Origin of the sequence: Cryobacterium sp. TMT1-2-2 (genome assembly GCF_004403505.1) — a bacterium.
GTDB lineage: Bacteria > Actinomycetota > Actinomycetes > Actinomycetales > Microbacteriaceae > Cryobacterium > Cryobacterium flavum.
This window is the reverse complement of record NZ_SOGS01000016.1, coordinates 161693-186565: the sequence shown is the minus strand read 5'-3', so window position 1 is coordinate 186565 and position 24873 is coordinate 161693. Positions and strand designations below refer to the sequence as shown.

Annotated in this window: 24 protein-coding genes and 1 tRNA gene; 17 read left to right on the top strand and 8 right to left on the bottom strand. The window is 66.0% G+C overall.

What is annotated here, in order from left to right; translation table 11 throughout:
• Positions 1 to 32 precede the first annotated feature (32 nt).
• Entirely contained in the window at positions 33 to 1025 is a 993-nt protein-coding gene (locus E3T35_RS10800) for a metallophosphoesterase (RefSeq protein WP_134379043.1), read from the bottom strand.
• Positions 1022 to 3643 (bottom strand): transglycosylase domain-containing protein, encoded by a 2622-nt coding sequence (locus E3T35_RS10795; RefSeq protein WP_134379041.1) that lies wholly within the window; start codon positions 3641 to 3643, stop codon positions 1022 to 1024. Before E3T35_RS10795 ends, E3T35_RS10800 begins: the two co-directional genes overlap by 4 nt.
• 50 nt (positions 3644 to 3693) lie before the next feature.
• Between E3T35_RS10795 and E3T35_RS19280 the strand changes: the two genes are divergently transcribed.
• On the top strand, positions 3694 to 3861 hold the full coding sequence (locus E3T35_RS19280; protein WP_166789918.1) for a DUF4177 domain-containing protein: 168 nt from the start codon (positions 3694 to 3696) through the stop codon (positions 3859 to 3861).
• Positions 3862 to 3863: 2 nt separating this feature from the next.
• A complete protein-coding gene (locus E3T35_RS10790; protein WP_134379039.1) occupies positions 3864 to 4334 on the top strand; it encodes a RidA family protein in 471 nt (156 codons plus the stop codon).
• Between the two features lie 6 nt (positions 4335 to 4340).
• Here the strand turns inward: E3T35_RS10790 and E3T35_RS10785 are convergent, their stop codons facing one another.
• Together E3T35_RS10785 and acs are read right to left on the bottom strand one after the other, a co-directional pair.
• On the bottom strand, positions 4341 to 5570 hold the full coding sequence (locus E3T35_RS10785) for an acyltransferase (protein ID WP_166789917.1): 1230 nt from the start codon (positions 5568 to 5570) through the stop codon (positions 4341 to 4343).
• A 197-nt stretch (positions 5571 to 5767) separates the two neighbouring features.
• Complete coding sequence (gene acs, locus E3T35_RS10780; protein WP_134379037.1) at positions 5768 to 7741, bottom strand: acetate--CoA ligase; 1974 nt, start codon at positions 7739 to 7741, stop codon at positions 5768 to 5770.
• A gap of 763 nt (positions 7742 to 8504) precedes the next feature.
• Here acs and E3T35_RS10775 point away from each other — a divergent pair.
• The 5 genes from E3T35_RS10775 (at position 8505) to E3T35_RS10755 (ending at position 11562) form a co-directional block, all read left to right on the top strand.
• Positions 8505 to 9461, top strand: a complete 957-nt coding sequence (locus E3T35_RS10775; protein ID WP_370449150.1) for a TadA family conjugal transfer-associated ATPase — start codon at positions 8505 to 8507, stop codon at positions 9459 to 9461.
• A gap of 42 nt (positions 9462 to 9503) precedes the next feature.
• Positions 9504 to 10523 (top strand): type II secretion system F family protein, encoded by a 1020-nt coding sequence (locus E3T35_RS10770; protein WP_134345207.1) that lies wholly within the window; start codon positions 9504 to 9506, stop codon positions 10521 to 10523.
• An 85-nt stretch (positions 10524 to 10608) separates the two neighbouring features.
• On the top strand, positions 10609 to 10812 hold the full coding sequence (locus E3T35_RS10765) for a DUF4244 domain-containing protein (RefSeq protein WP_092339129.1): 204 nt from the start codon (positions 10609 to 10611) through the stop codon (positions 10810 to 10812).
• Positions 10793 to 11149: a TadE family type IV pilus minor pilin gene (locus E3T35_RS10760; protein ID WP_198421020.1), complete on the top strand. Its 357-nt coding sequence runs from the start codon at positions 10793 to 10795 to the stop codon at positions 11147 to 11149. The genes E3T35_RS10765 and E3T35_RS10760 overlap by 20 nt, the downstream gene beginning before the upstream one ends.
• Positions 11146 to 11562, top strand: a complete 417-nt coding sequence (locus tag E3T35_RS10755; protein ID WP_134379033.1) for an Rv3654c family TadE-like protein — start codon at positions 11146 to 11148, stop codon at positions 11560 to 11562. Before E3T35_RS10760 ends, E3T35_RS10755 begins: the two co-directional genes overlap by 4 nt.
• Before the next feature lie 13 nt (positions 11563 to 11575).
• On the opposite strand, the gene E3T35_RS10750 is transcribed toward E3T35_RS10755, so the two are convergent.
• Positions 11576 to 11812 (bottom strand): hypothetical protein, encoded by a 237-nt coding sequence (locus E3T35_RS10750; protein ID WP_092339125.1) that lies wholly within the window; start codon positions 11810 to 11812, stop codon positions 11576 to 11578.
• A 206-nt stretch (positions 11813 to 12018) separates the two neighbouring features.
• Here E3T35_RS10750 and topA point away from each other — a divergent pair, with 206 nt between their 5' ends.
• From topA to E3T35_RS10720, 6 genes are all read left to right on the top strand, one after another.
• Positions 12019 to 15012 (top strand): type I DNA topoisomerase, encoded by a 2994-nt coding sequence (gene topA, locus E3T35_RS10745; protein WP_134379031.1) that lies wholly within the window; start codon positions 12019 to 12021, stop codon positions 15010 to 15012.
• Entirely contained in the window at positions 15009 to 15629 is a 621-nt protein-coding gene (gene tmk, locus E3T35_RS10740) for a dTMP kinase (RefSeq protein WP_233197358.1), read from the top strand. Before topA ends, tmk begins: the two co-directional genes overlap by 4 nt.
• Before the next feature lie 75 nt (positions 15630 to 15704).
• Positions 15705 to 16907, top strand: coding sequence for a DNA polymerase III subunit delta' (locus E3T35_RS10735; protein WP_134379029.1), 1203 nt, complete (start codon positions 15705 to 15707; stop codon positions 16905 to 16907).
• Positions 16908 to 16999: 92 nt separating this feature from the next.
• The gene (locus tag E3T35_RS10730; RefSeq protein WP_134379027.1) at positions 17000 to 18535 is read left to right on the top strand and encodes an alpha/beta hydrolase; all 1536 of its coding nucleotides are present in this window, start codon (positions 17000 to 17002) and stop codon (positions 18533 to 18535) included.
• 29 nt (positions 18536 to 18564) lie between these two features.
• Positions 18565 to 19203: a TetR/AcrR family transcriptional regulator gene (locus E3T35_RS10725; RefSeq protein WP_134379025.1), complete on the top strand. Its 639-nt coding sequence runs from the start codon at positions 18565 to 18567 to the stop codon at positions 19201 to 19203.
• A gap of 46 nt (positions 19204 to 19249) precedes the next feature.
• A tRNA-Thr gene (locus E3T35_RS10720) sits at positions 19250 to 19325 on the top strand.
• A gap of 633 nt (positions 19326 to 19958) precedes the next feature.
• Here the strand turns inward: E3T35_RS10720 and E3T35_RS10715 are convergent.
• Positions 19959 to 20387 carry a GNAT family N-acetyltransferase gene (locus E3T35_RS10715; protein WP_134379023.1) on the bottom strand — a complete coding sequence of 143 codons (429 nt, stop codon included), beginning with the start codon at positions 20385 to 20387 and terminating at the stop codon, positions 19959 to 19961.
• 123 nt (positions 20388 to 20510) lie between these two features.
• On the opposite strand from E3T35_RS10715, the gene E3T35_RS10710 reads away from it, so the two are divergent.
• On the top strand, positions 20511 to 20999 hold the full coding sequence (locus tag E3T35_RS10710; RefSeq protein WP_134379021.1) for a hypothetical protein: 489 nt from the start codon (positions 20511 to 20513) through the stop codon (positions 20997 to 20999).
• 145 nt (positions 21000 to 21144) lie between these two features.
• Positions 21145 to 21399 carry a GNAT family N-acetyltransferase gene (locus tag E3T35_RS10705; protein ID WP_241988813.1) on the top strand — a complete coding sequence of 85 codons (255 nt, stop codon included), beginning with the start codon at positions 21145 to 21147 and terminating at the stop codon, positions 21397 to 21399.
• Between the two features lie 149 nt (positions 21400 to 21548).
• Here E3T35_RS10705 and arsM read toward each other — a convergent pair whose 3' ends face one another.
• Positions 21549 to 22313 (bottom strand): arsenite methyltransferase, encoded by a 765-nt coding sequence (arsM, locus tag E3T35_RS10700; protein ID WP_134379017.1) that lies wholly within the window; start codon positions 22311 to 22313, stop codon positions 21549 to 21551.
• A gap of 95 nt (positions 22314 to 22408) precedes the next feature.
• On the opposite strand from arsM, the gene arsD reads away from it, so the two are divergent.
• A complete protein-coding gene (gene arsD, locus E3T35_RS10695) occupies positions 22409 to 22783 on the top strand; it encodes an arsenite efflux transporter metallochaperone ArsD (RefSeq protein ID WP_134379015.1) in 375 nt (124 codons plus the stop codon).
• Positions 22784 to 22803: 20 nt separating this feature from the next.
• Positions 22804 to 24558: an arsenical pump-driving ATPase gene (gene arsA / locus E3T35_RS10690; protein ID WP_134379257.1), complete on the top strand. Its 1755-nt coding sequence runs from the start codon at positions 22804 to 22806 to the stop codon at positions 24556 to 24558.
• Positions 24559 to 24568: 10 nt separating this feature from the next.
• On the opposite strand, the gene E3T35_RS10685 is transcribed toward arsA, so the two are convergent.
• The gene (locus E3T35_RS10685; RefSeq protein ID WP_134379014.1) at positions 24569 to 24838 is read right to left on the bottom strand and encodes a hypothetical protein; all 270 of its coding nucleotides are present in this window, start codon (positions 24836 to 24838) and stop codon (positions 24569 to 24571) included.
• Positions 24839 to 24873: the final 35 nt, after the last annotated feature.

Here is a 24873-nt window from a genome sequence, read left to right as displayed (position 1 = left end):
TCCAAGCCTCCCGCGACGAATTGAGTCGGCAGTTAGGCTGCGGTCAGGGTCAGCAGGGTCGCCTCGGGCGGGCAGGCGAACCGAACCGGCGCATAAATCGAGGTGCCGAGACCGGCCGAGACGTTCAAAAAGGCGGTGCGCAGGCCGTGGTTCCACAGGCTCAGACCCTTCACCTGGCGGCGCGGAATGTCGCAATTGGTCACGAGCGCTCCGAAACCGGGTACGCAGACCTGACCGCCGTGGGTGTGGCCGGCCAGAATGAGCTGGGCACCGTGGTTCACGAACGAATTCAGCACGCGTTGGTAGGGCGCGTGCGCCACGCCGACCGTCAGGGTGGAGCGCGGGGCAGCGGCTTCTTCCGGGTCGGGCCAGACGTCATCGCCGAGCGGATCGTTGGCCCGCAGGTCGTCGATCGCGCGAGTGATCAGGTCGAGCCGGTCTCGGCCGATGTGCGGGTCGTCGACGCCGAAGAACTCCACGTGGGTGCCGTTGAGGTCGAGAGCCTCGGCGGCGTTGTTGATGTCGGTCCAGCCAAGATCGGCGAACACCCGGCGGAGGGCATCGGTGTCGAGCTCCTCCCGGCGCACAGTACGCCGGCTGGACGGCCCGCCGAAGTACGTGAACGGGTTCTTCAACTGCGGACCAATGTAGTCGTTGGAACCGTTCACGAACACGCCGGGAATTCCCCGGAACGGTGCCAGGGCATACTCGATGCCCGTGACGCCGTCGTCATGCCCGAGATTGTCGCCGGTGTCGACCACGAGATCGGGCTTCAGGGCGGCGAGACTGCGCACCCACTCCTGCTTGTTCTTCTGCCACGGAGCCATGTGCAGATCGGAGAGGTGCAGCACCCGGATGGGCGCCGATCCCGGCGCGAGCACCGGCACACTCACCTCACGCAGGGTGAACCTGGTGCGCTCCACGAGCGCGCCCCAGGCGAAGGCGGCCAGGCCGATGGTGCCGGCCGCCGCGAGCGATGTGCCGACGAGCCGCCCGCCCTCGCCCAGGCGACGGAGCGCGGTCATCCGTTCTTCTTATCGGGGGCGGCCGTGGCGGGGGCTGGCTCGGTGTATTTGCCGATGACGATCGTCACCCCGTCGCCGGGACGGCCTACCGCGCCGACCCCCGGCTGGATTGCCATGACCTTGCCGTCTTGCGCCTTGTCGGCGGTGGCCTCTTCAGTCTTGGCCACGCTGAAACCGTAGGGAGCGGCCGTCAGAGTGGCGCGGGCATCCGCTTCGGTCTTACCGATCACCGCGGGAATCACCACTCCGGTGCCGTCACTCGAGAAAGCCGTGACGGTGGCACCGCGAGTGGATGCCGCACCGCCGGCCGGATCCGTGTTGGCCACGGTACCGGCGGGCATCTCGGAGCTGGTCACGCCGCCGTCGACGAACAGGAACCCGGCCGCCTCAATGGTGGTCTTGGCTTCAGCCATCGATTTGCCGCGCACGTCGGGCACCGGAACGGCGACCGCGTTGATCACGCTGGACGAGGCCTCGGGGAACTCGTCTCCGCCGTACTTCGCGTTGGCGGCCGACATGATCTTCGGCCAGATGGTGTGCCGCACGTTTGAAGCCTGCTTCCCGAAGAAGGTGTGGGTGCGCTGGTTCTTCCAGTTCGACCCGCCCACGTTGACCACGCCGACGACGGTGGCCACCTGGGTGGTGGCACCGCTCATCCAGGTGTCCTTGGCGGAGTCAGTGGTTCCGGTTTTACCGATCATGGGCAGTCGGGGAGAGGTAGCGCCGTTAGAGGAGCGCGCCGTTCCGTTCGTCATAACCGTCTGCATGGCGTACTGCATGCCGGCGGCCACTGCGGGCTCGACCGACTGGGTGCAGGTCGATTTCGGAATCGGCAATTCGGTGCCGTCGGAGCTGAGCATCTTCGTAATGGCGATTGGGCTGCAGGTCATGCCGTTGTTGGCGATTCCGGCGAAGGCCACCGCCATGGTCAGCGGGGCGATCTCGTTGGTGCCGATCACTGACGAGGCACCCTGGTCGAGGACAGATCCGTCGGCGCGGTGCACGCCAAAGTTTTCGGCGGTCTTGCGGATTCCGCAGAGATCGAGTTTCTTGGCCATGCCGATAAAACCAGTGTTGATCGAGCCTGTTGTCGCCTGCAGGGCAGAGTAGTTCGGGTTCGATTCGCTGCTGCCGCCGTCGTTACGGGGGTTGAATGGCGGGCTGTCGTTGTCGTAGTTCTGCACCCCGTTGCAGCTGTCCTGGAAATTGCCCCAGTTGGACTTGCGCCGGGAGTCGACGCGCTCGGTGAGCGCGTGACCTTCCTTGAGCCACTCGGCCAGGGTGAACACCTTGTAGGTAGAACCGGGCTGGAACCCGTTCGATCCGCCATAGGCGTGGTCGGTGTTGTAGTTGAGGCTCGTGTAGTTGGTACCGGTTGCCTGCACGGCCGGATCCTGGCTGTAGTCCTTGTTTTGGGCCATCACGAGAATGGCTCCGGTGCCGACCTTTACGCTCGACACCACGCCGCCAACGTTCCAATCGTCGACAACCTTCGGAACGCTCGCGTTGAGTGCGGCAACCGAGGTTGCCTGCAGATCAACGTCAAGGGTCGTGTACACGTCGAACCCGCCGCGGGTGAAGTTGTCGATGCGTTCTTCTTCGGTCGCGCCGAAGGTCGGGTCGTTCTTGAGCACCTTGGTCACGTAATCGCAGAAGAACGCGTTATCGCCGGCGGTCTGGCAGCCGGTGCTGGGTACCGTGATGACCGGCTCGATCGGCGCTGCGATGGCAGCGTCGTAGTCCGCCTGCACGATCTTGTCGTACTTGAGCATCTCGTCGAGTATGTAGTCCCGCCGCACCTTGTTGGCAGCGTAGCCGTTGGCCGCGCCGTTCGTTTCGCTGTCGGGGTGGTCGAGCTGAAACTTGACCGGGTTATTCACGATCGCCACCAGGCTCGCCGCCTGCGGCAGGGTCAGATTGAGTGCGGTCGTGTTGAAGTAGTAGTTGGCTGCGGCTTCAATGCCATAGACCGTTCCGCCATACCCGGCAATGTTGAGATAGCCGCGAAGAATGTCTGCTTTTTCGTACTTCTTCTCGATGCCGATGGCGAGGCGCATCTCGCGCAGCTTGCGGTCGGCGGTGGGCTTGGTGGCATCGGCGTAGCACGACTTCGCCGCATCGGCGTCGGTCATCACCTCACACTTTTGAATGAGCACGTTCTTCACATACTGCTGCGTGATCGATGAGCCACCGCGGGTGCCGCCGCCGGCCAGGGTCTGCACGGCACCGTTGAAGCTGGACTGAATGTCCACACCGCCGTGCTCCATGAAGCGCGGGTCTTCACCGGCAATCGCGGCATCCTTGGCGAACTGGCTGATCGCGTCAGAGGCGACGTCTACCCGGTTCTGCTCGTAGAACGAGGCCAGAAGTACGCGGGTACCCACCGGATCCTCGGAGTTGGTCGACGCGTAGATGTTGCTCTTCTGGGAGAGCCGATCGATGGAGAGATACTCGGGCAGGCTGTCGAACACGTTGATGGTGTTCGTAGCGGCCATACCGGACAGGGCAACGGCGGGGGCGACGGCGGCGGTCACGAGAATGCCGGCAACGGCGCTCATCCCGACGAGACCCAGGAAACCCCCCAGAGCCCCGCTCACGGTTCGATTTTTGGCAGACATACACTTGAGCGTAAGCGACAAATCTGAATGACCGCCTCAATAGGAGACTTATGCCCGCCTGGGAGTACCTCACAACGCCGTTGATGATCCATAACACGGCCGCTATTTTGAACAACTGGGGCACTGACGGGTGGGAACTCGTGCAGGTTGTCCCCGGCCCCGAAGGCGGCCTGGTTGCCTATCTCAAACGCCCGCTCGCCGGCAAGGAAGAGGCCTAAGCGTGGCGAAGATCGAAGCCCGACTGGCCGAACTGGGTCTTGAATTGCCCAGCGTCGTACCGCCGGTCGCCGCCTACCTGCCCGCCGTGATCAGCAACGGGTTCGTCTATACCGCCGGCCAGCTGCCCATGGTGTCCGGCGCGCTGCCCGCCGCCGGCAAGGTCGGTGACGGTCACGGCCTCGTTCCCGCCGCTGACGCCCAGGAATATGCCCGCACCTGCGCCCTCAACGGCCTCGCCGCCATCAAGAGCGTCATCGGTTCGCTCGACCGCATCACCCAGGTGGTGAAGGTCACCGGCTTCGTCGCTTCCGATCCGTCATTCACCGGCCAGCCGACCGTGGTCAACGGAGCCTCCGACGTTCTCGTGGAGATCTTCGGAGACATCGGCCGCCATGCGCGTTCCGCCGTCGGCGTCGCGGTGCTGCCGCTCGACGCTCCGGTTGAGATCGAGTTCGTCGTCGCGTTCGCCTAACCGCCGTTATCTGCGCGGCGCGAGCCGGAGCATCCGCTCTGAAACGGATGCCCCGGCTCGCGTTCCGTAGACCTGCGCCGGTCGCTCGACCCACCGGGTCATCGCTTGCGCCATCAGCAGGCTGAGCGGCACCGACACCAGAGCGCCCAGCCACCATCGACCCGGTCCGGCGAGCAGTGCGAAGGCCACCACTATCGGAAAATGCACGAGGTACAGGCTGAAGCTGATCGAGCCCAGCCAGGTGAGTAGTCGGCGCGGCCAGTGCCCGCTGAGCCGCGGCCCGCTGACCCGCTGCGCAGCTGGCCAGAACGCCACGGTCGCCACGATCACGAACGCGCCGGCCACTCGCAGCGACAGGGTGACGTCGCTCCACGCGCCGTTGGTCAGCGGGCGCAGCATCCAATAGGCCACGAGCAGGAACGGGCCGAGCGCGGCCAGCGCGAATCCGAGCAGGCGGCCGCTGGCCCGTTCGGCCAGCCGCTCGCTGCACCGCTGCAGTTCATCAAAGTTGGCAGCGAGCAGGGCGCCGAGCGCGAACGGCGGCAGGTACATGAGCGCCTGAGTGGTCGTGACGTAGCCGAGGCCGGCGAGGGCACACCAGAAAGCGGCCCAGAGCAGAACACGGCGCACCGGCGCGCTGACCAGACTGCGGGTGAACGCGGCGAGGGCGACGAACACCGGCAGCAGCAGCGAGAACCACATTTCCCAGACCAGGGACCACAGGGGCGGGTTGATGTCGGGGCGCCGGGTCTCTCCAATGATGCTGGCTTCCCGCAGCAGATTGCCAAGGCCCAGGTCTGGTGTGTCCTGCCGGGCCAGCCACGGTCCGCCTGCCGCGCCCACCGTGCGCGGCACCAGCACGATCCAGATGACAGCGAGGCCCACCGACACCAGCACGGGTACGGCCAAACGGATGACGCGGCGCACGTAATAGGCCACCCAGTCGTACCGCGCGCCGTTCCAGCGGGCAGCCAACGGGGACCGCACGAGCACGAAGCCGCTCAGCACGAAGAACACCAGCACGAACTCGGGGCCGGCCAGCAACACCTTGAGCGGGGACAGGGTGGTCCACCAGCCAACGGAGTACACGGTCACGCCGGCACTCGACTCGTAGGCTGCAGCGATCTGCGGCACCGTCATCGACACGTGGTGCACCAGCACAACAACGGCGGCCACCCCGCGCAGCGCATCCAGCCGGCCGAGGCGACCGCGCCCGGGTGTCGCGGCTGAAGTCATGTCCACACAGTAGGGCCCCTTGCTGGTTCCCGGGCGGGAGCCTGCACAACTCCTGCAATTTGTGGGGGTCGCGCGAAGCATCCGCGTGAAATCAGGGGCCAGATCTGCGGCGGCGGTGAATTGCCGGAGTTACGGTGCCGGGGGAACGGCAACGGCCGACTTCCGGAGGGAAGACGGCCGTCGCTGGTGTTCGCTGGCTACTTCTTCATCTGCGAGGTGATGGTGTTCATGACCATCGTGTCGGCGAGGGTCGTGACGTCGCCGACGTCGCGTCCCTCGGCCGCGTCACGCAGCAGACGGCGCATGATCTTGCCGGAGCGGGTCTTCGGCAGCTCGTCGACGATGTAGATGTCGCGCGGGCGGGCAATGGCACCGATCTGCTGGGCAACGTGCTTGCGCAGAATATCGACGATGTCCTCGTGCGAGGCAATCTCAGCCTGGCTGAACTTGATCACGACGAACGCGACGACCGCCTGACCGGTGGTCTCGTCGGCGGCACCGACCACAGCGGCTTCGGCCGTGAGCGAGTGGGCAACGAGAGACGACTCGATCTCGGCCGTGGACAGGCGGTGGCCGGACACGTTCATGACGTCGTCGACGCGGCCGAGCAGCCAGATGTCACCGTCGTGGTCGAGCCTGGCGCCGTCGCCGGCGAAGTACAGCGGGCCGTCCTTCGCGCCGGTTGTGCCCTCGAACTTGTCCCAGTAGGTCTCCTTGAAGCGCTCGGGGTCGCCCCAGATGCCGCGGAGCATGGCTGGCCAAGGCTGGGTGACGACGAGGAGCCCGCCATTGCCGTGGCCCACGTGCACGCCGTCGTCGTCGAGCACGTCGATGGTGATGCCGGGAACCGGAACCTGGGCGGCGCCCGGCTTCGTCGAGGTTAAGCCGGCGAGGGCCGAGACCATGATCGAGCCGGTCTCGGTCTGCCACCAGGTATCGACGATCGGCGTGATGTTACTGCCGATGACCTCGCGGTACCACATCCAGGCCTCGGGGTTGATGGGCTCGCCCACCGAGCCGAGGACGCGCAGGCTCGACAGGTCGAACTGCTGCGGAATCTGACGGCCCAGCTTCATGAACGTGCGGATCGCGGTCGGCGCTGTATACAGAATCGAGACCTTGTACTTCTCGATGATTTCCCACCAGCGACCGGTGTGCGGGGAGTCGGGGGTGCCCTCGTAGAGCACCTGGGTGGCGCCGTTGGCGAGAGGGCCGTAGACCACGTAGCTGTGTCCGGTGATCCAGCCGACGTCGGCGGTGCACCAGTAGACATCCGTTTCAGGCTTGAGGTCGAAGACGTTCTGGTGGGTGAACGCGTTCTGAGTCAGGTAACCGCCGCTGGTGTGCAGGATGCCCTTGGGCGCGCCGGTCGTGCCCGATGTATACAGAATGAAGAGCGGGTTCTCGGCCGGGAAAGCCTCGGCCTCGTGATCGGGAGACGCCGTCTCCATGGCGTCGGACCACCAGATGTCGCGGTCGTTCCACTGCACGTCCTGGCCGGTGCGCTTGACCACGAGTACGTTCTTCACCGAGGAGTCGTTGGACTGCAGGGCGGCGTCGACGGCCGGCTTGAGGGCGCTGATCTTGCCCTTGCGATAGCCGCCGTCGGCCGTGATCACGAGCACGGCATTGGCATCGTCGATGCGCGAGCGCAGGCTTTCGGCGCTGAATCCGCCGAAGATGACGGAGTGCACGGCGCCGATGCGGGCCACGGCGAGCATGGAGATGACAGCCTCTGGAATCATCGGCAGGTACACGGCCACGCGGTCGCCGGCTGTCACGCCGAGGCCGAGCAGCACGTTGGCGGCTTTTTTGACCTCGGTGGTGAGCTCGGCGTAGGTGTAGCTGCGGGAATCGCCGGGCTCGCCCTCGAAGTACAGAGCTACGCGCTCGCCGTTGCCGGCCAGAACGTGGCGATCGAGGCAGTTGTAGGCGACATTGAGTTCGCCGTCTTCAAACCACTTCGCGAACGGCGGGTTGCTCCAGTCGAGGGTCTTGGTGAACGGCTTGTGCCAGTGCAGCAGATTGCGGGCCTGATCAGCCCAAAAGGTGGTCGGGTCGTTTTGCGCTTCGGTGTACAGGTCTGGTGTCGCTGCTGTCTGCGCGGCGAACTCGGGAGTGGGCGCGAATCGACGCGATTCGTGCAGGAGGGTGTCAATTTTAACCGTCATATGTGTAATTCGCTCCTTTGCGGTACGTGCATGCAGGACATTGCCAGCTCACCTGAACCCTACCGGTTTCAGGCCAATCTCTGTATACACAAACGAAATACTGAGAAATGGACCCCTGTTTCAGGGTGATTTTGTACCCCCCGCCCGAGTGTCCTCTCTAATGAGGACATCGGACTTGCATTTTGAGCGCGGCTGCGTAAACTGAAACACGTCTGAACGAAAGTTTTGACCAGCATCGCGTACGGTTCCCCCCAATCTGCGCGATGCTAGGCGGCACCTGTTCCCCCCAATCGGTGCCGCCCCTTCTATTTAAGCGGTTCCATAGTTTATGGCGGGTGCGCGGAGTTGATGTGGGTGAAAAGTCGTGCCGATGCGGCTCCTCCCCTGCTTCCTCGGCCCGCCGGTTGTCCACAGATTGTGCCGGCCGAGCCGGCGCCGGCACGGCTCGCCGTACCGTCGAAGCATGGGCCAGCCTTTCGTTGCCGTTCCGTCGTACGCCGTTCCGGCCGCGGCCGTTGCAGTGTCGGCCATTCCGAGTGCTGCCGGTTCGGGCGCTGCCGTCTCGGGCGTTGCCTATTCGGGCTCGCCAGCTGTGGCAGATCCCTGGGCGGCGCCGCCGGTCGGCCCGGCGGTGGCACTGTCGGGCACGTCGGGCACGTCGGGTTCTGGAGCCGCACCGCCGCCTGTGAACTCCGCCCGGCACCGTTCGGCGACAGCGGATGCCGCTGGCGCGAGACCGCAGACCACCCCGGCGACCCCGTCGCTGGTGGGCAACGAGCGACTGAATGTGCGGGCGCTGGGCCCGCTGGCCAGCTATGCTGCCGCCCCGGAGACCACTGACCTGTTCGTCAACGGAGATGCCGGTCTGTGGATCGACGCCGGGCACGGTCTCGCATTCGCGCCGGCCTGGCAGCTCGGCGAGGCCGAAGTGCGCGAGCTGGCCGTACGGCTGATCGCTCTGGGCGGGCGGCACATTGACGAAGCGAGCCCGTGCGTCGACGTGCGACTGGCCGATGGCATTCGGGTGCACGCCGTGCTTCCACCGGTCTCGAGCACCGGAACCCTGCTCTCGATTCGGCTTCCCCACGCTGCCGACCGCAGCCTTGGTGCACTCGCTGACGCCGGTTTGTTTGGCGTGGGGGAGGCAGCCGCTGCCCGATTAGGGCGGCTGCGCGCCGCGGTGCGCGGCCGCCAGAATCTGCTGATCACCGGTGCTGCCGGGAGTGGAAAGACCACGCTGCTGGCAGCGCTGCTCGGCGAAGCGCCGGACAACGAGCGCATCGTCGCGATCGAAGATGTCGCCGAGTTGCGCATCCGGCATCCGCACGTGGTTGCCCTCGAGGCCAGGCAGGCCAATCTGGAGGGGGCCGGGCGCATCGGCCTGGAGGCGCTGCTGCGGGAGGCGCTGCGCATGCGGCCGGATCGGCTCGTGCTCGGCGAGTGCCGCGGGTCGGAGATTCGGGAACTGCTCGCCGCGCTCAACACCGGTCACGACGGGGGAGCGGGCACGCTGCACGCGAATTCGCTCGAAGACGTTCCGGCCCGTCTGGAGGCGCTCGGTTCTCTCGCCGGCATGAGCGCTTCCGCCGTGGCCCGGCAGACCGTGAGCGCGATCGGCCTGGTGCTGCACCTGGAACGCACCGACGGGGTACGCCGACTCGACGCCGTCGGCCGTTTCACGCTCGACGGCCGAGACCGGCTCTCGATCGAGGCGGTCTGATGCGGGGCGATCAACCAGCCACGATTCGGCCAGGGGACAACCGTGCGCCGAGCTGATGCTGTCCCGCCGATCGAAGAGGTCGCGGCGGTGACCCAACGGCTGGCGGTATTGCTGTCGGCGGGTGTGTCCCCGGTGTCCGCTTGGGGCTACCTGTTACCGCCGTCACTACTGGTGGATTCGGGGACCACGGGCATCCTGCGTGCTGCAGCGCGCGCCGCGACTCGGGGCGACAGCGTGGCCGATGCGATCGCCGGTCAGGCGCGCCGGCTCGGCAGCGAGAATTCTTCTGCGGGCGGTGCCGCACGTGCGGCGACTGCCGCACCCGGGCGACGCCGGAACGGCGCGGCCGCTGAGGCCGAGCACGCCTGGCTCGGACTCGCTGCGGCCTGGCAGGTAGCGACCCAGGCCGGTGCCCCGCTGGCCGGCTGCCTGCGCGAACTCGCCGCCTCGCTGCGCGAACTCGCCCAGGTGCAGCGCGATCTCGAGGTGGCGCTGGCGGCTCCGCGCGCGACCGCCCGGCTGGTGATGGTGCTGCCGCTGATCGGGGTCGTCTTCGGCAGTCTCATGGGCTTCGACTCCCTGCACACCCTGTTCGCGACCGTGCCGGGGTGGGTTTGCCTCGGCGGCGGCGCTCTGCTGATGCTCGCCGCCGCAGGCTGGAACCGGGCGTTGGTGCGTCGGGCCGGCCCGACCGACCTCACGCCGGGGCTGCGACTGGAACTCATGGCCATCGCTATGAGCGGCGGAGGTTCCATCGACCGCTCCCGTGCACTGGTGCAGGCTGCCGCCGAGCGCTACGGCATTGCAGCGGGCGACGTCGGTGACCCGGTTGACCGGGTACTCGACCTCTCGACGCGTGCGGGAGTTCCTGCGGCGGAACTACTGCGCAGCGAGGCCGAACAGCTTCGGCGCGATGCCCGCAGCGCGGGGCAGCGCCGGGCCGCGACACTCTCCGTGACGCTCATGCTGCCGCTCGGCCTGTGCGTGTTGCCCGCGTTCATGCTGGTCGGCGTCGTGCCGTTGTTGCTCAGCGTGCTCTCCTCCACCCTGACAACGTTCTGAAACTGTCCACAGAAAAGCGGATGCCGCTGCCCGCGCCGGCGGATCGGAGCAGAGTGAACGTGCTCGTGCCGCCCAACCCGCGTCGATGGACGCCGAAGGAGACGAGTCTGTGTATACAAAGACCACCCTGAAAAAACTGGCCGACGAGGCCGGAGCAGCGACGGCGGAATACGTTGTCGCCACGATGGCCGCGGTCGGGTTCGCCGGGCTGCTCATCGTCATTCTGCGCAGCGACGAGGTGCGCGGAATGCTCACCGATCTGGTGCGACGTGCCCTCAGTATCGGGTAGCCAAAGTGGGCGAAGTAGCCGGGGCAGCACGACCGCTGAGTTCGCCACGGCACTGCCGGCGGTGGTGCTGGTGCTGGCCTGCTGCCTCGGTGCTGTTCAGGTCATCGGTGTGCAGGTGCGGTTGACGGATGCTGCCGCCAGCGCCGCGCGTGCGCTCGCCCGCGGCGACAGCGCGGTACGGGCTGCGGGACTCGTGCATCAAACCGTGGCGGGCGCGAGACTTGCTCCGGAGCGCCGCGGCGAGTTCGTCTGCGCGCGCGTCGTCACGCGTGCGCCGGGAATCTTCGCGGGCCTCACCCTCGAAGCACAGTCCTGCGCTCTGGCCGGCGGCCAATGAGCCCGGGAGTCGGTACGGCGAACGGCCGGGCCGCCCGGACCGAAACCGCCGGCCCTGGAGTCTGGCCCGAGACCGGGCCTGGCTCGACCGAGCGGGGAGCCGGGTCGATCCTCGCGCTCGCCGTGCTCGCTGCCACCGTGCTGCTGACAACCATCGTCCTGTCGGTTCTCGGGCTGCTCACCGCGGGCCGGTCCGTCGCGAACGCGGCCGATGCGGCCGCGCTCGCCGCCGCCGACACAGCCTCCGGTGCCATCCCGGGCTTCCCCTGTGAGGCAGCGGATGCCGTCGCCACGATGAACGAGACCACCGTCACAAGCTGCACGGTAACGGGACTGATCGCATCGGTTTCGGTGCGGCGGCGGGTGCACGGCATCGACATCTCCGCGAGTGCTCGGGCCGGGCCGCCAGCCTGATCTGACGAGCTAACTAGGAGAGGAGCACCTCGAGGTAGCGGTACTCGACCGCGCTCGGGCGGCCGGGGAAGTCGGAGCCTTCGAATTCCAGGCCGGCACCGCGCGCGTAGAGATAGCGCTTGCCGGAATCGGCCGGAATCTCGATGCGCGGCTGCGGATCACCCGAGTCGAGAAAAGTCGTCGTGATTGTCTTGCCCTGAAGGGGCCCGTCCGTCAACTTCGCGGTGTATGTGGCCGTCATTGTACCCATGGGTCTATTCTGCACCGGGGCGGGCAAACAGCAAGGGTTTGGGATTGTTGTGGTGCATGCTCTGAGCGAACTGAGCACGGGCTGGGAGTGCCGTGTGTGCGAGCGGGACGCGCCGAGACGTGCCCGTCGATTAGGCGCGCACTCCATTCCGGTGTGTATGGTGTGCCTTGGCCCACATTTGGTCACTACGTATAAAGAGGAGTCTGGTGCCAGGCACTAAGAAGCTGGTCATTGTTGAATCACCGACCAAGATGAAGTCGATCGCCGCGTATCTCGGCGACGGCTACGAAGTTCTGTCTTCGGTCGGTCACATTCGCGATCTGATCGAGCCGAAAAACCTGCCGCCTGAGCTCAAGAAGGGTGCACTCGGCCGATTCTCGGTCGATGTGGAGAACGGTTTCGAACCGTACTACGTGGTCAGCGACGCCAAGAAGAAGACTGTCAGCGAACTCAAGCGGGCCCTCAAGAATGCGAACGAACTCCTGCTCGCAACTGATGAGGACCGCGAGGGCGAGGCCATTGCCTGGCACTTGCTGCAGGTGCTGCAACCCAAGGTTCCGGTCAAGCGCATGGTGTTCCACGAGATCACCAAGGACGCCATCCTCGCCGCCAAAGACAATACCCGCGACCTCGACACCGCCCTCGTCGACGCGCAGGAAACCCGCCGCATCCTCGACCGCATCTACGGCTACGAGATCTCCCCGGTCCTGTGGCGCAAGGTCGGCCCCGGTCTGTCCGCCGGCCGCGTGCAGAGCGCCGCGACCCGCCTCGTCGTCGACCGGGAGAAGGAGCGCCTCGCGTTCGTCTCCGCCGGCTACTGGGACCTGCTGGCGCGACTGGCAGCATTCGCTTCAGAAACAGAGCAGGCGTTCGACGCGAAGCTCGTTCGACTGAACGGTGAGCGCATTGCCACCGGTGGCGACTTCGACGACTCCGGTGCGCTCAAGCCCACCGTGAAGGCCGTCACACTGGACGCCTCCGCCGCCCAGGCACTGACGACCGCGCTGCGGGCCCCCGGTGTGAAGCTCGAGGTCACCAAGGTCACCTCCAAGCCCTACCGTCGCAGCCCCACAGCCCCGTTCACCACCTCGACCCTGCAGCAGGAAGCGGCACGCAAGCTGCGCTTCACCGCACGGCAGACCATGAGCGTCGCCCAGTCGCTGTACGAAAACGGGTACATCACCTATATGCGTACCGACTCGCCGTCGCTCGGGCAGCAGGCCCTCACAGCTGCCCGCACCCAGGCCGCGGCACTCTACGGAGCCGAGACGGTTCCGGATGCCCCGCGCGCCTACAAGGGCAAGAGCAAGAACGCCCAGGAAGCGCACGAGGCAATTCGCCCCTCCGGCGACACCTTCCGCACCCCGACCTCGCTTGCCTCCAGCCTGCGCGGCAACGACTTCAAGCTGTACGACCTGATCTGGAAGCGCACCGTCGCCTCGCAGATGAAGGACGCCACCGGCTCGACCGCCTCGGTGACCATCGCGGCCGGCCCGACCGGCACGTCGGAGCACCCCTCCGCCTCGGGTGCGCTCGCCGAATTCGGAGCCAGCGGAACGGTCATCACTTTTCGCGGCTTCATGCTTGCCTATGAAGAGTCCAAGGACGAGGAGCGCAACGCGTCGACGGATGCGACCGAGTCCAAGCTGCCGCCGCTCGAAGAGGGCCAGACACTGACCCTGCTCGAGCTCGAAGCCAAGGGCCACGAGACCACCCCGGCCGCCCGGTACACCGAGGCCAGCCTGGTGAAGAAGCTCGAAGAGCTCGGCATCGGGCGCCCCTCGACGTTCGCCTCGATCATCTCGACCATCACCGAGCGCGGCTATGTCACGCCGCGCGGCCAGTCGCTCGTTCCCAACTGGATCGCTTTCTCGGTCGTGCGCCTGCTCGAAGAATTCTTCGGCGACCTGGTCGAATACGACTTCACCGCCGAGATGGAAGACGACCTCGACCGCATCGCCGGCGGCGAAGCCAACCGCCTGGACTGGCTCACCAGCTTCTACTTCGGCAGCGACAAGCACCGCGGCCTGCGCCAGGTCATCGACAACCTCGGTGAGATCGACCCGCGCGTGATCAACTCGGTCGCCATCAGCGACGACATCACCCTGCGCATCGGAAAGTACGGCCCTTATCTCGAGGTCGTCGACCCCGATGCGGCAGCGGATGTCCCGCCCCGCCGAGTAAACATCCCGCCGGAACTCGCGCCCGACGAACTGACCGCCACCAAGGCTCGCGAGCTCATCGACGCCCCGGTCGTCACCGACCGCGTGATCGGCCTCAACCCCGACAACGGCAAGGAAATCGTCGCCAAGGACGGCCGCTTCGGGCCGTACGTTACCGAGCTCGCGCCGGCACCGGCCGAGCCGGTTGCTCCGGTCGTCGTCGTGGCTCCGGTCGAGACGATCGACCCCGTCACCGGCGAGGTCACCGTGGCCAAGCCGAAGCGCAAGCCGGCCGCGAAAAAGGTGGCCGCGGCGGACAAGCCGCGCACAGCATCCATTTTCAAGTCAATGGACCTGGCCGCCGTCGACCTCGAAACGGCCCTGCGCCTGCTCGCGCTGCCGCGCGTCGTCGGGCTCGACCCAGAGACCGGTACCGAGATTCTGGCCCAGAACGGCAAGTTCGGGCCGTACCTCAAGAAGGGCATCGACACCCGGTCGCTCACGAGCGAAGACCAGATCTTCGACATCGACCTGCCGGGTGCGATTGAGCTGTATGCCCAGCCGAAGTACGGCGCCCGCCGGGCGTCGAGCGCACTGAAAGAGTTCGAAGCGCCCGACCCGGAGAGCGGCAAGGCGATCAAGATCAAGGACGGCCGGTTCGGAGCGTATGTGACCGACGGGGTCACCAACGCGACGATTCCCAAGTCGGAGGACATCGAGGAGATCGACTTCGACCGGGCCGTGCAGCTGCTCGCCGACAAGCGGGCCAAGGGTCCGGCGGCTCCCCGCAAGAAGGCACCGGCCAAGAAAGCCGCTGTCAAGAAGCCGGCAGTCAAGAAGGCGCCGACCGCTGCGGCCAAGGCGGCGACCGCGAAGAAGGCAGCCGCTACCCGCGCCAAGAATGCGGCGGCCAAGGCCGCGCTGACCGGCGCACCCGTGGTCAAGAAGCCGGCTGCGAAAAAGCCTGCAGTGAAAAAGGCGGCCAGTTCGGCCGCTGAATCCGCCGCCACGACAACGATCGCGCCGAAGGTCTCGTGACCGGTCTGTTCATCACCCTCGAGGGCGGCGACGGATCCGGCAAGACCACTCAGGCGCAGTTGCTCACCGACTGGCTCGAAGCGCGGGGGCGCACCGTGGTGCGCACCCGCGAGCCCGGCGGAACGGATGTCGGAGTCGAGATTCGCCAGATCGTGCTGCACCACCGCGGCGAGGTCGACCCGCGCGCCGAGGCCCTGCTCTACGCCGCCGACCGTGCCCAGCACGTGGGCACCAAGCTGCGGCCCGCGCTCGCCCGCGGCGACGTGATCGTGCAGGACCGCTACCTCGACTCCTCCGTGGCTTACCAGGGAGCCGGCCGCGTGCTCGGCGCCTCCGAGGTGCGCGACCTGTCGCTCTGGGCTGCCGAAGGACTGCTGCCCGACCTGACCGTGCTTCTCGACCTCGACTCGCGTGCCGCCCGGGCCCGGCTCGACGCCGACGACAAGGTCTTCGACCGGCTCGAAGCGGAGAAGAACGACTTTCATGCCCGCGTGCGCGCCGCGTTCCTCGACCTGGCCGCCGCCGAACCCGACCGGTTCCTGGTAGTGGATGCCGCCGCTCCCGTCGCCGAGATCGCCGCCACCATCCGGTCCCGCGTCCTCCCCCTCCTTCTTTAAGGGACGGGGCCTGGGCCCCGTCCGGTTACGGGAGTGCGGACGCGGCCTGTCGGCGGCGCGGGTTACCCTTGACTCATGGCAGTGTGGGACAACCTAACGGGACAGGCCGACGCGATCGCCATCTTCCGGGCGGCGGCGCAGCGGGTGCCGTCGACGACCGGTGCAGCGGATGCCGGGGGAGCGGCCGGCAGCACCGCCACCGCCGAATCCAGTTCCATGACGCACGCCTGGCTCATCACCGGCCCGCCCGGCTCCGGCCGCTCCAACCTCGCTTTCGCTTTTGCGGCGGCCCTGCTGAGCCCGGGCACCCCCGACGGCGACCTCGCGGCCGCCCGTCAGGTGGAGGCGCGCACCCACCCCGACCTCAGCGTGCTGACGACCGAGGGCGTCATCATCCCGATGAAGACCGTCAAGGAGGCCGTCGCCCGCTCGCAATACTCGCCCTCGGTCGGTCGTTACCGGGTCGTCGTGGTCGAAGACGCCGACCGCATGGTCGAGCGCACCTCGAACGTCCTGCTGAAAGCCCTCGAAGAACCGCCCGAACGCACGGTGTGGATTCTGTGCGCGCCGAGCGAGGCCGATCTGCTCCCCACCATCCGCTCGCGCGTGCGCACGGTTCGTCTGCGCGTGCCGAGCGTCGCCGACGTCGCCGACCTGCTCGTACGCCGCAACGGCGTCGACCCCGTCATCGCCGAGCTCAGCGCCCGCCTCGCCCAGAGCCACATCGGTATGGCTCGGCGGCTCGCCACCAACGCTGATGCGCGGGCACGACGCGAGGAGACCCTGCGCGCGGCTCTCGGCATCCGCTCGGTGTCGTCTGCCGTCAACGCTGCCGCTCGACTGCTCGCGATCGCCGGTGACGACGCGAAGGCGATCACCGTCGAGCTGAATGCCGCCGAGCGCGACGGCATGCTGCGCTCGCTTGGTGTCGAAGCCGGGCAGTCCGTGCCACCGGGGCTGCGTAGCCAGATCAAAGACCTCGAAGACGACCAGAAGCGCCGGGCGAAGCGCAGCCTGCACGACGGCATCGACCGCATTCTGGTCGACCTCGCCTCGCTCTATCGCGATGTCTGCATGGTGCAGCTTGGACGGGAACACGCCGTGATCAACCTCGAACTGCTCGCCGAACTGCGCACGGCCAGTGTGGCCGGCAGCCCAGCAACCACGGTCGCCACGATGGACGCCATCGCCGTGGCCCGCCAGCGCATTCAGGGCAACGTCGCCCCGGCTCTCGCCCTCGAGGCAATGCTCGTGTCGGCGATCCGCCGCCCCCAGTGAGACGCCCGCAGTGCCACGATGCGCAGTGACTCCCAGCCGCTTTCGGTAGCCTGAACCGCAGCATCTGCTTCACGCTATGAAAGAGGAACCCGTTGAACCGACGCACTCGCGCCACCAGCATCACCGCCACAGCCCTGGCCCTCACCCTCGCGCTGAGCGGATGCGCCTCCTGGTTCGCGACAAATGCCGGCCCGACCGAGTCCACCCCCACCGGCGAGCAGGTGACCAACGACCTCGACCCGTTCTACAGCCAGGTGCTGCAGTGGAGCGACTGTGGCGACGGCCTGCAGTGCACCGATGCTTCAGCGCCGCTCGACTACACCGATCCGGCTGCCGGCGATGTATCGCTGGCCCTGGTACGCCATGTCGCCACCGGCAATGACCGAATCGGCTCGCTGCTCGTGAATCCCGGCGGGCCGGGCGGTTCCGGCTACGACTTCATCAAGGATTCCCTCGACTACGCCACCGACTCCACCCTGCAGGCGAGCTTCGACATCGTCGGGTTCGACCCTCGGGGCGTCGGGCGTTCCTCGGCGGTTGCCTGCTACGACTCCGCGGAGATGGATGAGTACGTCTACGGGCTCACGACCGCCGAGCGCGGAACGGATGCCTGGATCGCTGAGCTGAAAGCCTCCTCTGACGCCTTCGCTGCGGCCTGTGCCCAGCGCACCGGGCCGCTGCTCGGCACGGTCGACACCAAGAGCGCCGCCCGCGACCTTGACCTGCTGCGCGCCGTACTCGGCGACACCCACCTGAACTACCTCGGCTACTCCTACGGCACCTTCCTCGGAGCCACCTACGCCGAACTCTTTCCCGAGAAGGTCGGCCGCCTCGTGCTCGACGGCGCCGTCGACCCCTCGACCAGTAATTTCGAGGTCACCAAGACCCAGGCGGTGGGCTTCGAAAACGCCCTGCGCGCTTACCTCAGTGACTGCCTGGCGGGCGAGGACTGCCCCTTCCGTGGCAGTGTCGACAGCGCGATGACGACGATCGGTGCGCTGCTGAAATCCGTCGACGCAAGCCCGATCACCGCCACAGACGGCCGTCAGCTCGGCGGAAACGCGTTGCTCACCGCGATCATCTACCCGCTCTACCAGGCCACCGCGTGGCCGCAATTGAGCACGATGCTGGACACCGTGCTGCACGGCAGCGCCGAGGGCGCGTTTCAATTTGCGGATGCCTACAACGGCCGGAACGCAAACGGTGACTACACCGACAACTCCACCGAGTCGTTCATGGCGATCAACTGCATCGACTATCCCTACAACGCCGACCCGACCGTGATGCGTACTCAGGCTGCCGAGCTCGAGGCTGCGGCCCCGGTGATCGGCCCGTTCATGAGCTTCGGCGACATCGGCTGCGCCGACTGGCCGTACAAGTTCACCGGCGAACGCACCGAGATTCATGCGCCGGGCGCGGCACCAATTCTCGTCGTCGGTACCACCAACGACCCGGCCACCCCCTACGTCTGGGCGCAGCAGCTGGCCGAGCAGCTCGACAGCGGCAGCCTCGTGACCTACACCGGCGAAGGACACACCGCCTACAACAAGTCGAACTCCTGTGTGAACGATGCCGTCGACTCGTATCTGGTGGACGGAATCGTGCCCGCCTCCGACCCCCAGTGCTAGCATTTTTCGTGCTGTGAAATAATTGCGGCATGTCGATCGATACTGAACTGCCCGGACTGCGCGAGCGCAAGCGCCTCGCCACCCGGCGGGCCATCCAGCACGCCGTGCTGACCCTATCCCGCGAGCGCGGAATCGACCACGTCACCGTCGAAGACATCAGCCGCGTCGCCAACGTGTCCCCGCGCACGTTCTTCAACTATTTCTCCTCCAAAGACGCCGCCCTGATCGGGGACGCGCCGGGACTGGCATCCGCTGAAGATATCGAGGTGTTTATCGCTGGCGGTCCCGACAACGACGTGCTGGCCGATCTGGCCGTGCTGCTCTCCAAGAGCCTGCAGCGCACAGAGGCCGACCGCGAGATCCACCAGCTGCGACGCGCGGTCATGAGGGAAAATGCCTACCTGTTCGGCATGCGCATGGCCACCCTGCGCGACTTCGAAGACCAGTTACAGCAGATCATCGAGCAACGCTTCAAAGCGGATGCCCCCGCCCCCGCTCACGACGCAGCCGAGCTGCACCAGCGCGCCCTGCTGTTCACTCTGGTGGCCGTGGCCGCCATCCGTCATGCCTGGCGGTGCTGGGCCGAGGGGGACGGTGCGAGCCCTCTCTCGGAGCGCGTGGACGCCTCGTTCGCCGAGGTGTACAGAATCACTCGCAGAAACGACTAGGCTTGGCTGCTGTGTCACCGAGTGCCTTATGGGGTGTTCTGGTATCGCCGCCTTAGCTCAGTTGGTAGAGCATCTCACTCGTAATGAGAAGGTCGTCAGTTCGATTCTGACAGGCGGCTCCACTAAAACTTGTGGTCAGAGTTGGTTTCCAAAACTGGCTGAGTGGTATGTTTCTCCGAATTTGCCGGATTTGCCCACAATTTGCCCACGCCCAGGTGCTTTTCACATTCTTCGTGGAGTTGAACTGGGTCGAGCAGCACACGCGGTGCTGAAGTGTCTAGAACTTGGTAGCTGAGAAGGCCGCTCTCCTGAGGGAACTGCCAAGGAATCGATGTCGAGCGTGTGGCTGAGGCGCCGTTTGGCGCGCATGAGGCGTGCTCGGACTGCGCCGGGGGGCGATTCCGAGGATCTCGCCGACGTCTGGTGCCGAGAGCTCTTCGAGAACACAGAGTGAGAGGATTTCCCAGCCTGAAGCTGTAGCGGAAGACCCGGTCGCGCTGCCGGTCGAAGAGCACCCCGAACAACTGGCCGTTGCCCGCGCGCACCTGCAACCACACGTCTGCATCGCTGGCGTCTGCGTCAAAGTCAGTCATACCTAATAATGTCCGGCCGCAGTCAGAGTGTTACACGCTTCGGTTCATTTTGCCAAGGGGTGCAGGATTTCAGCGCGAAAGACATCTTCTGTATCGCGAAGGCGGTTGTAGATCCCACGTCTCCGGGGGGTTGCACGCGCGGAGCAGATAGTCGTCTCTTGGCTACACGCCGGGGTTGACGATGCGCTCCATCCACGTCTCCGGGGCGATCAAAGCGGAGAACCCGAGATTGGAATACAGGCCGTGTGCATCGTTGGTCGAGAGGGCGATGCGCCTCAGTCCCAGGGGATCGCACTCCTCGAGAATCCCCGCGATGAGGGCCTTGCCAATGCCGTGGCCACGAACGGCCGGGTCGACGAAGACATCGCAGAGCCAGGCAAACGTGACGCCGTCGGTGATGACGCGCGCGTAGGCGACCTGCCGGTTGGACACGGTGTCGTACATGCCGAAGTTGCGTGAGCCGTCAATGGCTGCGTCCTGCCGTGAGCGTGATCGCTCGGGCGCCCAATAGGACTGCTCGCTGATCCAGCGGTGCACCTGGTCGCGGTCAATCTCGGCAACGTCAGATGAGAACCGATAATTTGCATTCATCGTCCCATCTAATCGTGTTGACACAAATCGCGCAGAGTGCGCGCTCGGGTGCCTGTTTTGCGTGAAGCTGATGGTATGCATCTTCCAACTCTTCTAGAACCGCTCAGTTTCGAGACCGGCACCATGACCCGACCGCAGTTGCGGGAAGCTCTGGGCAAAGCGGGTGTGCAATTGAACGACTGGGCGACCGTCTTGCTCGACGACCCCATCTTCGACAGCCCGGAACGCGAGACCATAACCGTCGTCGAACACTCTTTGATCGAACTGGGGCTGGAGGACGGTGCTGTGCTCTCGCGCATCTTTCAGACAGCCCGCGAGGGCGGCCTCCACCTCTGCCCATCGGGTGCCGCCCCCTACCTTCGGTTGGCGCTCGGCAGCCAGGGGGCAGCTCCCGACACGGTCATGTCCAATGGCCACGCACCGTCCGGATCGCTCACCGTCGCCGCCCCACCGCTTCGATTAGAGGCCGCTTTCCCGAAAGGCTTCTACCTTCGCGTCGTCGACGGCCAGCCGTGGCTGCGCGGTTACCGTTGCGACGACGAGTACGAATGGGATCCACACGACAGGTTCGTATTCACGTCGACCGGTCATCGACAGCGGCCATGTCGATGACAATAGCGTTGTAGTCATCTGATCCTGCCTAAGTGCTCGAACCGGCCACGGTACGTTGTGGCATGACAATTTATCTGCGATTCGCAAGTGCTGCCGCCTAGACTCGACACGTAAACCACTGCCCGCATCCGGTGCGGAGATGCCGTTGAGTACCTCTGGTGAGATTGAGATCGGTTGGCATCTGCACCCCGACGCGTGGGTGCACGGTTATGCGAGTGAAGCGGCGCGAGCCGTCCTGGCCCACGCCTTTGTGATGGGACTCGATCGGATCTCTGCCGTGACCAACAAGGACAATGTCGAATCACAGGCTGTGGCCCAGCGCATCGGAATGACGCACAAAGGGACGACCTCTGACTACTACAACGCGGAGTGTGAGCTGTTCAGCGTCGAACGGAAGTAGGGAACGGGCACGTCCTCGGCTGTCCGCAAGCGCTCGCTGCACGTTGTGCGGAAGCTGGCCCGTGTTCAAACCAGTGCCAACTTCTCAAAGGCGTGCCACGACGGGCGGGATAACCGGCCACCTACCTGCAGCCGCAGAACCAGCCGCAGTCAGGCGTCGGAGGGAACGCCGGGCTTGACGGCCTTCACGATGGCTCCGTGCATTTCGGCGGCGACCTCGTGGGTGTAGTCCACGGCCCCGTCGACGAAGCCCGCTGCGGCCAGGGCGTCGAGGTACTCCTGGTTCGAGAGGGCACCAGCGATGCAGCCGGCGTAGCTGCCGCGCTGGATACGATCCGCGGTGCTCAGGTGGTTTTCGGCCACGACATCGGAGATGCCGAGGCGCCCGCTGGGCTTCAATACCCGGAACATCTCGGAGATCACGGCATTCTTGTCGGCGGACAGGTTGATGACGCAGTTGGAGATAATCACGTCGATGCTGTCGTCGGCCAGGGGGATGGCCTCCATCTGCCCCTTGATGAACTCGACGTTAGTGGCTTCGGCCTTGGCGGCGTTGGCCCGGGCGAGCGCGAGCATCTCATCGGTTATGTCGAGCCCGTAGGCGAAGCCGGTCGGACCCACTCGGCGGGCGGAGAGAAGCACGTCGATGCCGCCGCCAGAGCCCAGGTCGAGCACAGTTTCGCCCGGGTGCAGGTCAGCGACCGCCGTCGGGTTGCCGCAGCCCAGGCTGGCCAGGAACGCTTCCTCGGGGATCTCGTCGTCCTCACCCTGGGTATACAGCACCCGCCCGAACACGTCGCCGTTGCCGAGGTCGGTGGGCACGCAGCAGGACGTGCTCGAGACATCGCTCAGCTGCAGGGCGGCCGCCGCGTAGCGCTCGCGAACGAGCTCGGTGATCTCAGATTTCTCGGTCATCGGCTGATCCTCTCGGTAGGTGGCGGCACCAGCCTACTGCTACATTGATACTGATCGATATAGCGAGTGTGACTGAAGTTTAGAGGGAGATCGACATGGCTGCCATCCGAATCTACGAACCGGCATTGTGCTGCGACACCGGCGTCTGTGGCGTCGACGTCGACCAGTCCCTGGTGGAGGTGACGGCCGCCGTGCGCAATCTGCAGGAGCTCGGCGCGGACATCCAACGCCACAATCTGGCCACCGATCCGCTCGCTTTCACGACGGATGAGACCGTGCGCGCTTTCATGCACGTCGTCGGTTCCGCTGGGCTGCCGCTCACCGTCGTCGACGGCGTCACCGTCGCGACCGGCTCCTACCCCTCCAAAGATCAGCTGCTCGCCTTCGCCGGCCTGGCTGAGCGCCCGCAGCTCGGGTTGACCGCACAATCTGACAGCGGATGCTGCGACGCCGACTCGGCCTGCTGCTGACACCACGGACAGCTGACACCATGAAGTTCCTGCACAACCCGCCCCGCTTTCTGTTCTTCACCGGCAAGGGCGGCGTGGGGAAGACATCCGTTGCCTGCGCCGCCGCCATGGAGCTGGCCGAACGCGGACGCCGAGTGCTGCTGGTGAGCACCGACCCGGCCTCCAACATCGGCCAGGTCTTTGGCCTCACCATCGGCAACACCGTCACGCCGATCGTCGCGATTGCCGGCCTGAGCGCTCTCGAAATCGACCCGGAGCAGGCAGCGGATGCCTACCGCGAACGCATCATCGCTCCGGTTCGCGGACTGCTGCCGGAGCGCGAGCTCGCGAGCATTGCCGAGGGGCTTTCGGGCTCTTGTACTACCGAAGTCGCTTCGTTCGACGAGTTCACCAACCTGCTCACCGACGACAGCCTGCTCACGACCTACGACCACATCGTGTTCGACACTGCGCCGACCGGGCACACGATTCGCCTGCTGCAACTCCCGGGTTCCTGGACCGAATTTCTCGACGCGGGTAAGGGCGATCCGTCGTGCCTTGGCCCGTTGTCCGGGCTGGACAAGCACAAGACGGTCTACGCCGCGGCGGTCGCCGCCCTGGCCGACCCCGCGCGGACGCGACTGGTGCTGGTGGCGCGGGCGCAGGCATCCGCTGTGGCCGAAATCGATCGCACCTTCGGCGAGCTTGAGCAGATCGGCATTCTCGGCGGCTACGTCGTGATCAACGGCGTACTGCCGAATCAAGCCGGAACCGAGCCGATAGCGACAGCGGTGCGCAACCGGGAGGAGGCCGCGCTGAGCGGAATTCCCGCACGCCTGGCAGCCTTGCCGCGGGACATTCTCGAGCTCAAAGCGGGCAACATGGTGGGCGTCGCGGCGCTGCGCACACTGTTTCGGCCCGGTGCTGACAGAGCCGATTCGCAGACTCGGGTTGACGTGCCGGATGCACCGCTCGGCGCGTTCGTCGACGAGCTGGAACCGACCGGGCACGGCCTGATCCTCTGTATGGGAAAGGGCGGCGTGGGCAAGACCACGATTGCGGCGGCCCTCGCCGTGGCTCTCGCCCAGCGCGGCCACGCCGTGCACCTGACGACGACGGATCCGGCCGCCCATCTGGCCGCGACCCTGCACGGGAGCCTGCCGGGGCTGCGCGTCTCACGCATCGACCCGGAGGAAGCGATTCGGGAGTATCGGGATCACGTCATGGCCACCAAGGGTAAGAACCTCGACGACGATGGCCGAGCTGCCCTGGCCGAAGACCTGCTCTCGCCGTGTACCGACGAGGTCGCGGTTTTTAGGCAGTTCTCGCAGGCGGTGCACGAATCACGGCACGAATTTGTCGTGGTCGATACCGCGCCGACCGGTCACACCCTGCTGTTGCTCGACGCCACCGGGGCGTATCACCGGGAAATCGCCCGCCAGATGGGGGAGGGCATGGCGTTCGTGACCCCGTTGATGCGGCTTCAGGATCCGGCGCTGACCAAGGTGTTGCTGGTGACCCTGGCCGAGACTACGCCGGTGCTCGAGGCCGCGGGGCTGCAGGACGACCTCGTTCGCGCCGGAATCCAGCCCTGGGGCTGGGTGGTGAACAATTCCATCGCCGCAGCGCACCCGGAGACGCCTTTTCTACGGGCGCGCGCCGCCAACGAGGCCATCCAGATCGACGAGGTGCACGCCCGTGCCGATCGGGTCGCGATCGTTCCGTTGCTGGCCGACGAACCGATCGGTGTCGACAGGCTCGCCGCGCTGACCGCCCGAGCGCCGCAGACCGCCTGAGCGGTCGAGGTTAAACGGCCATTCCGGGGTGCACCTTCACGAACGTGATGTTCTTCGTGGGGTGCACGGTTTTCGCGGGCGCCCGGGAGAAGCCTTTGGCGCCCTCGAGACGGTTCTGCCCGCGAAACTCGGCCAGGGCGTCGTCGAAGATGGCGTTCAGCTGGGTTCCGGTGAATTCCTTCGCGGCCCCCTCGGTGAAGCTGATGCTGATGAGTGAGTTGTCGGGAAAGTGCCGGTTCATGCGGATGAAGCCATCGGCATCCTGCTGCAGGGTGATCATTGGTCTAGTTTGACCTATATATTGCGGCCGGTGGA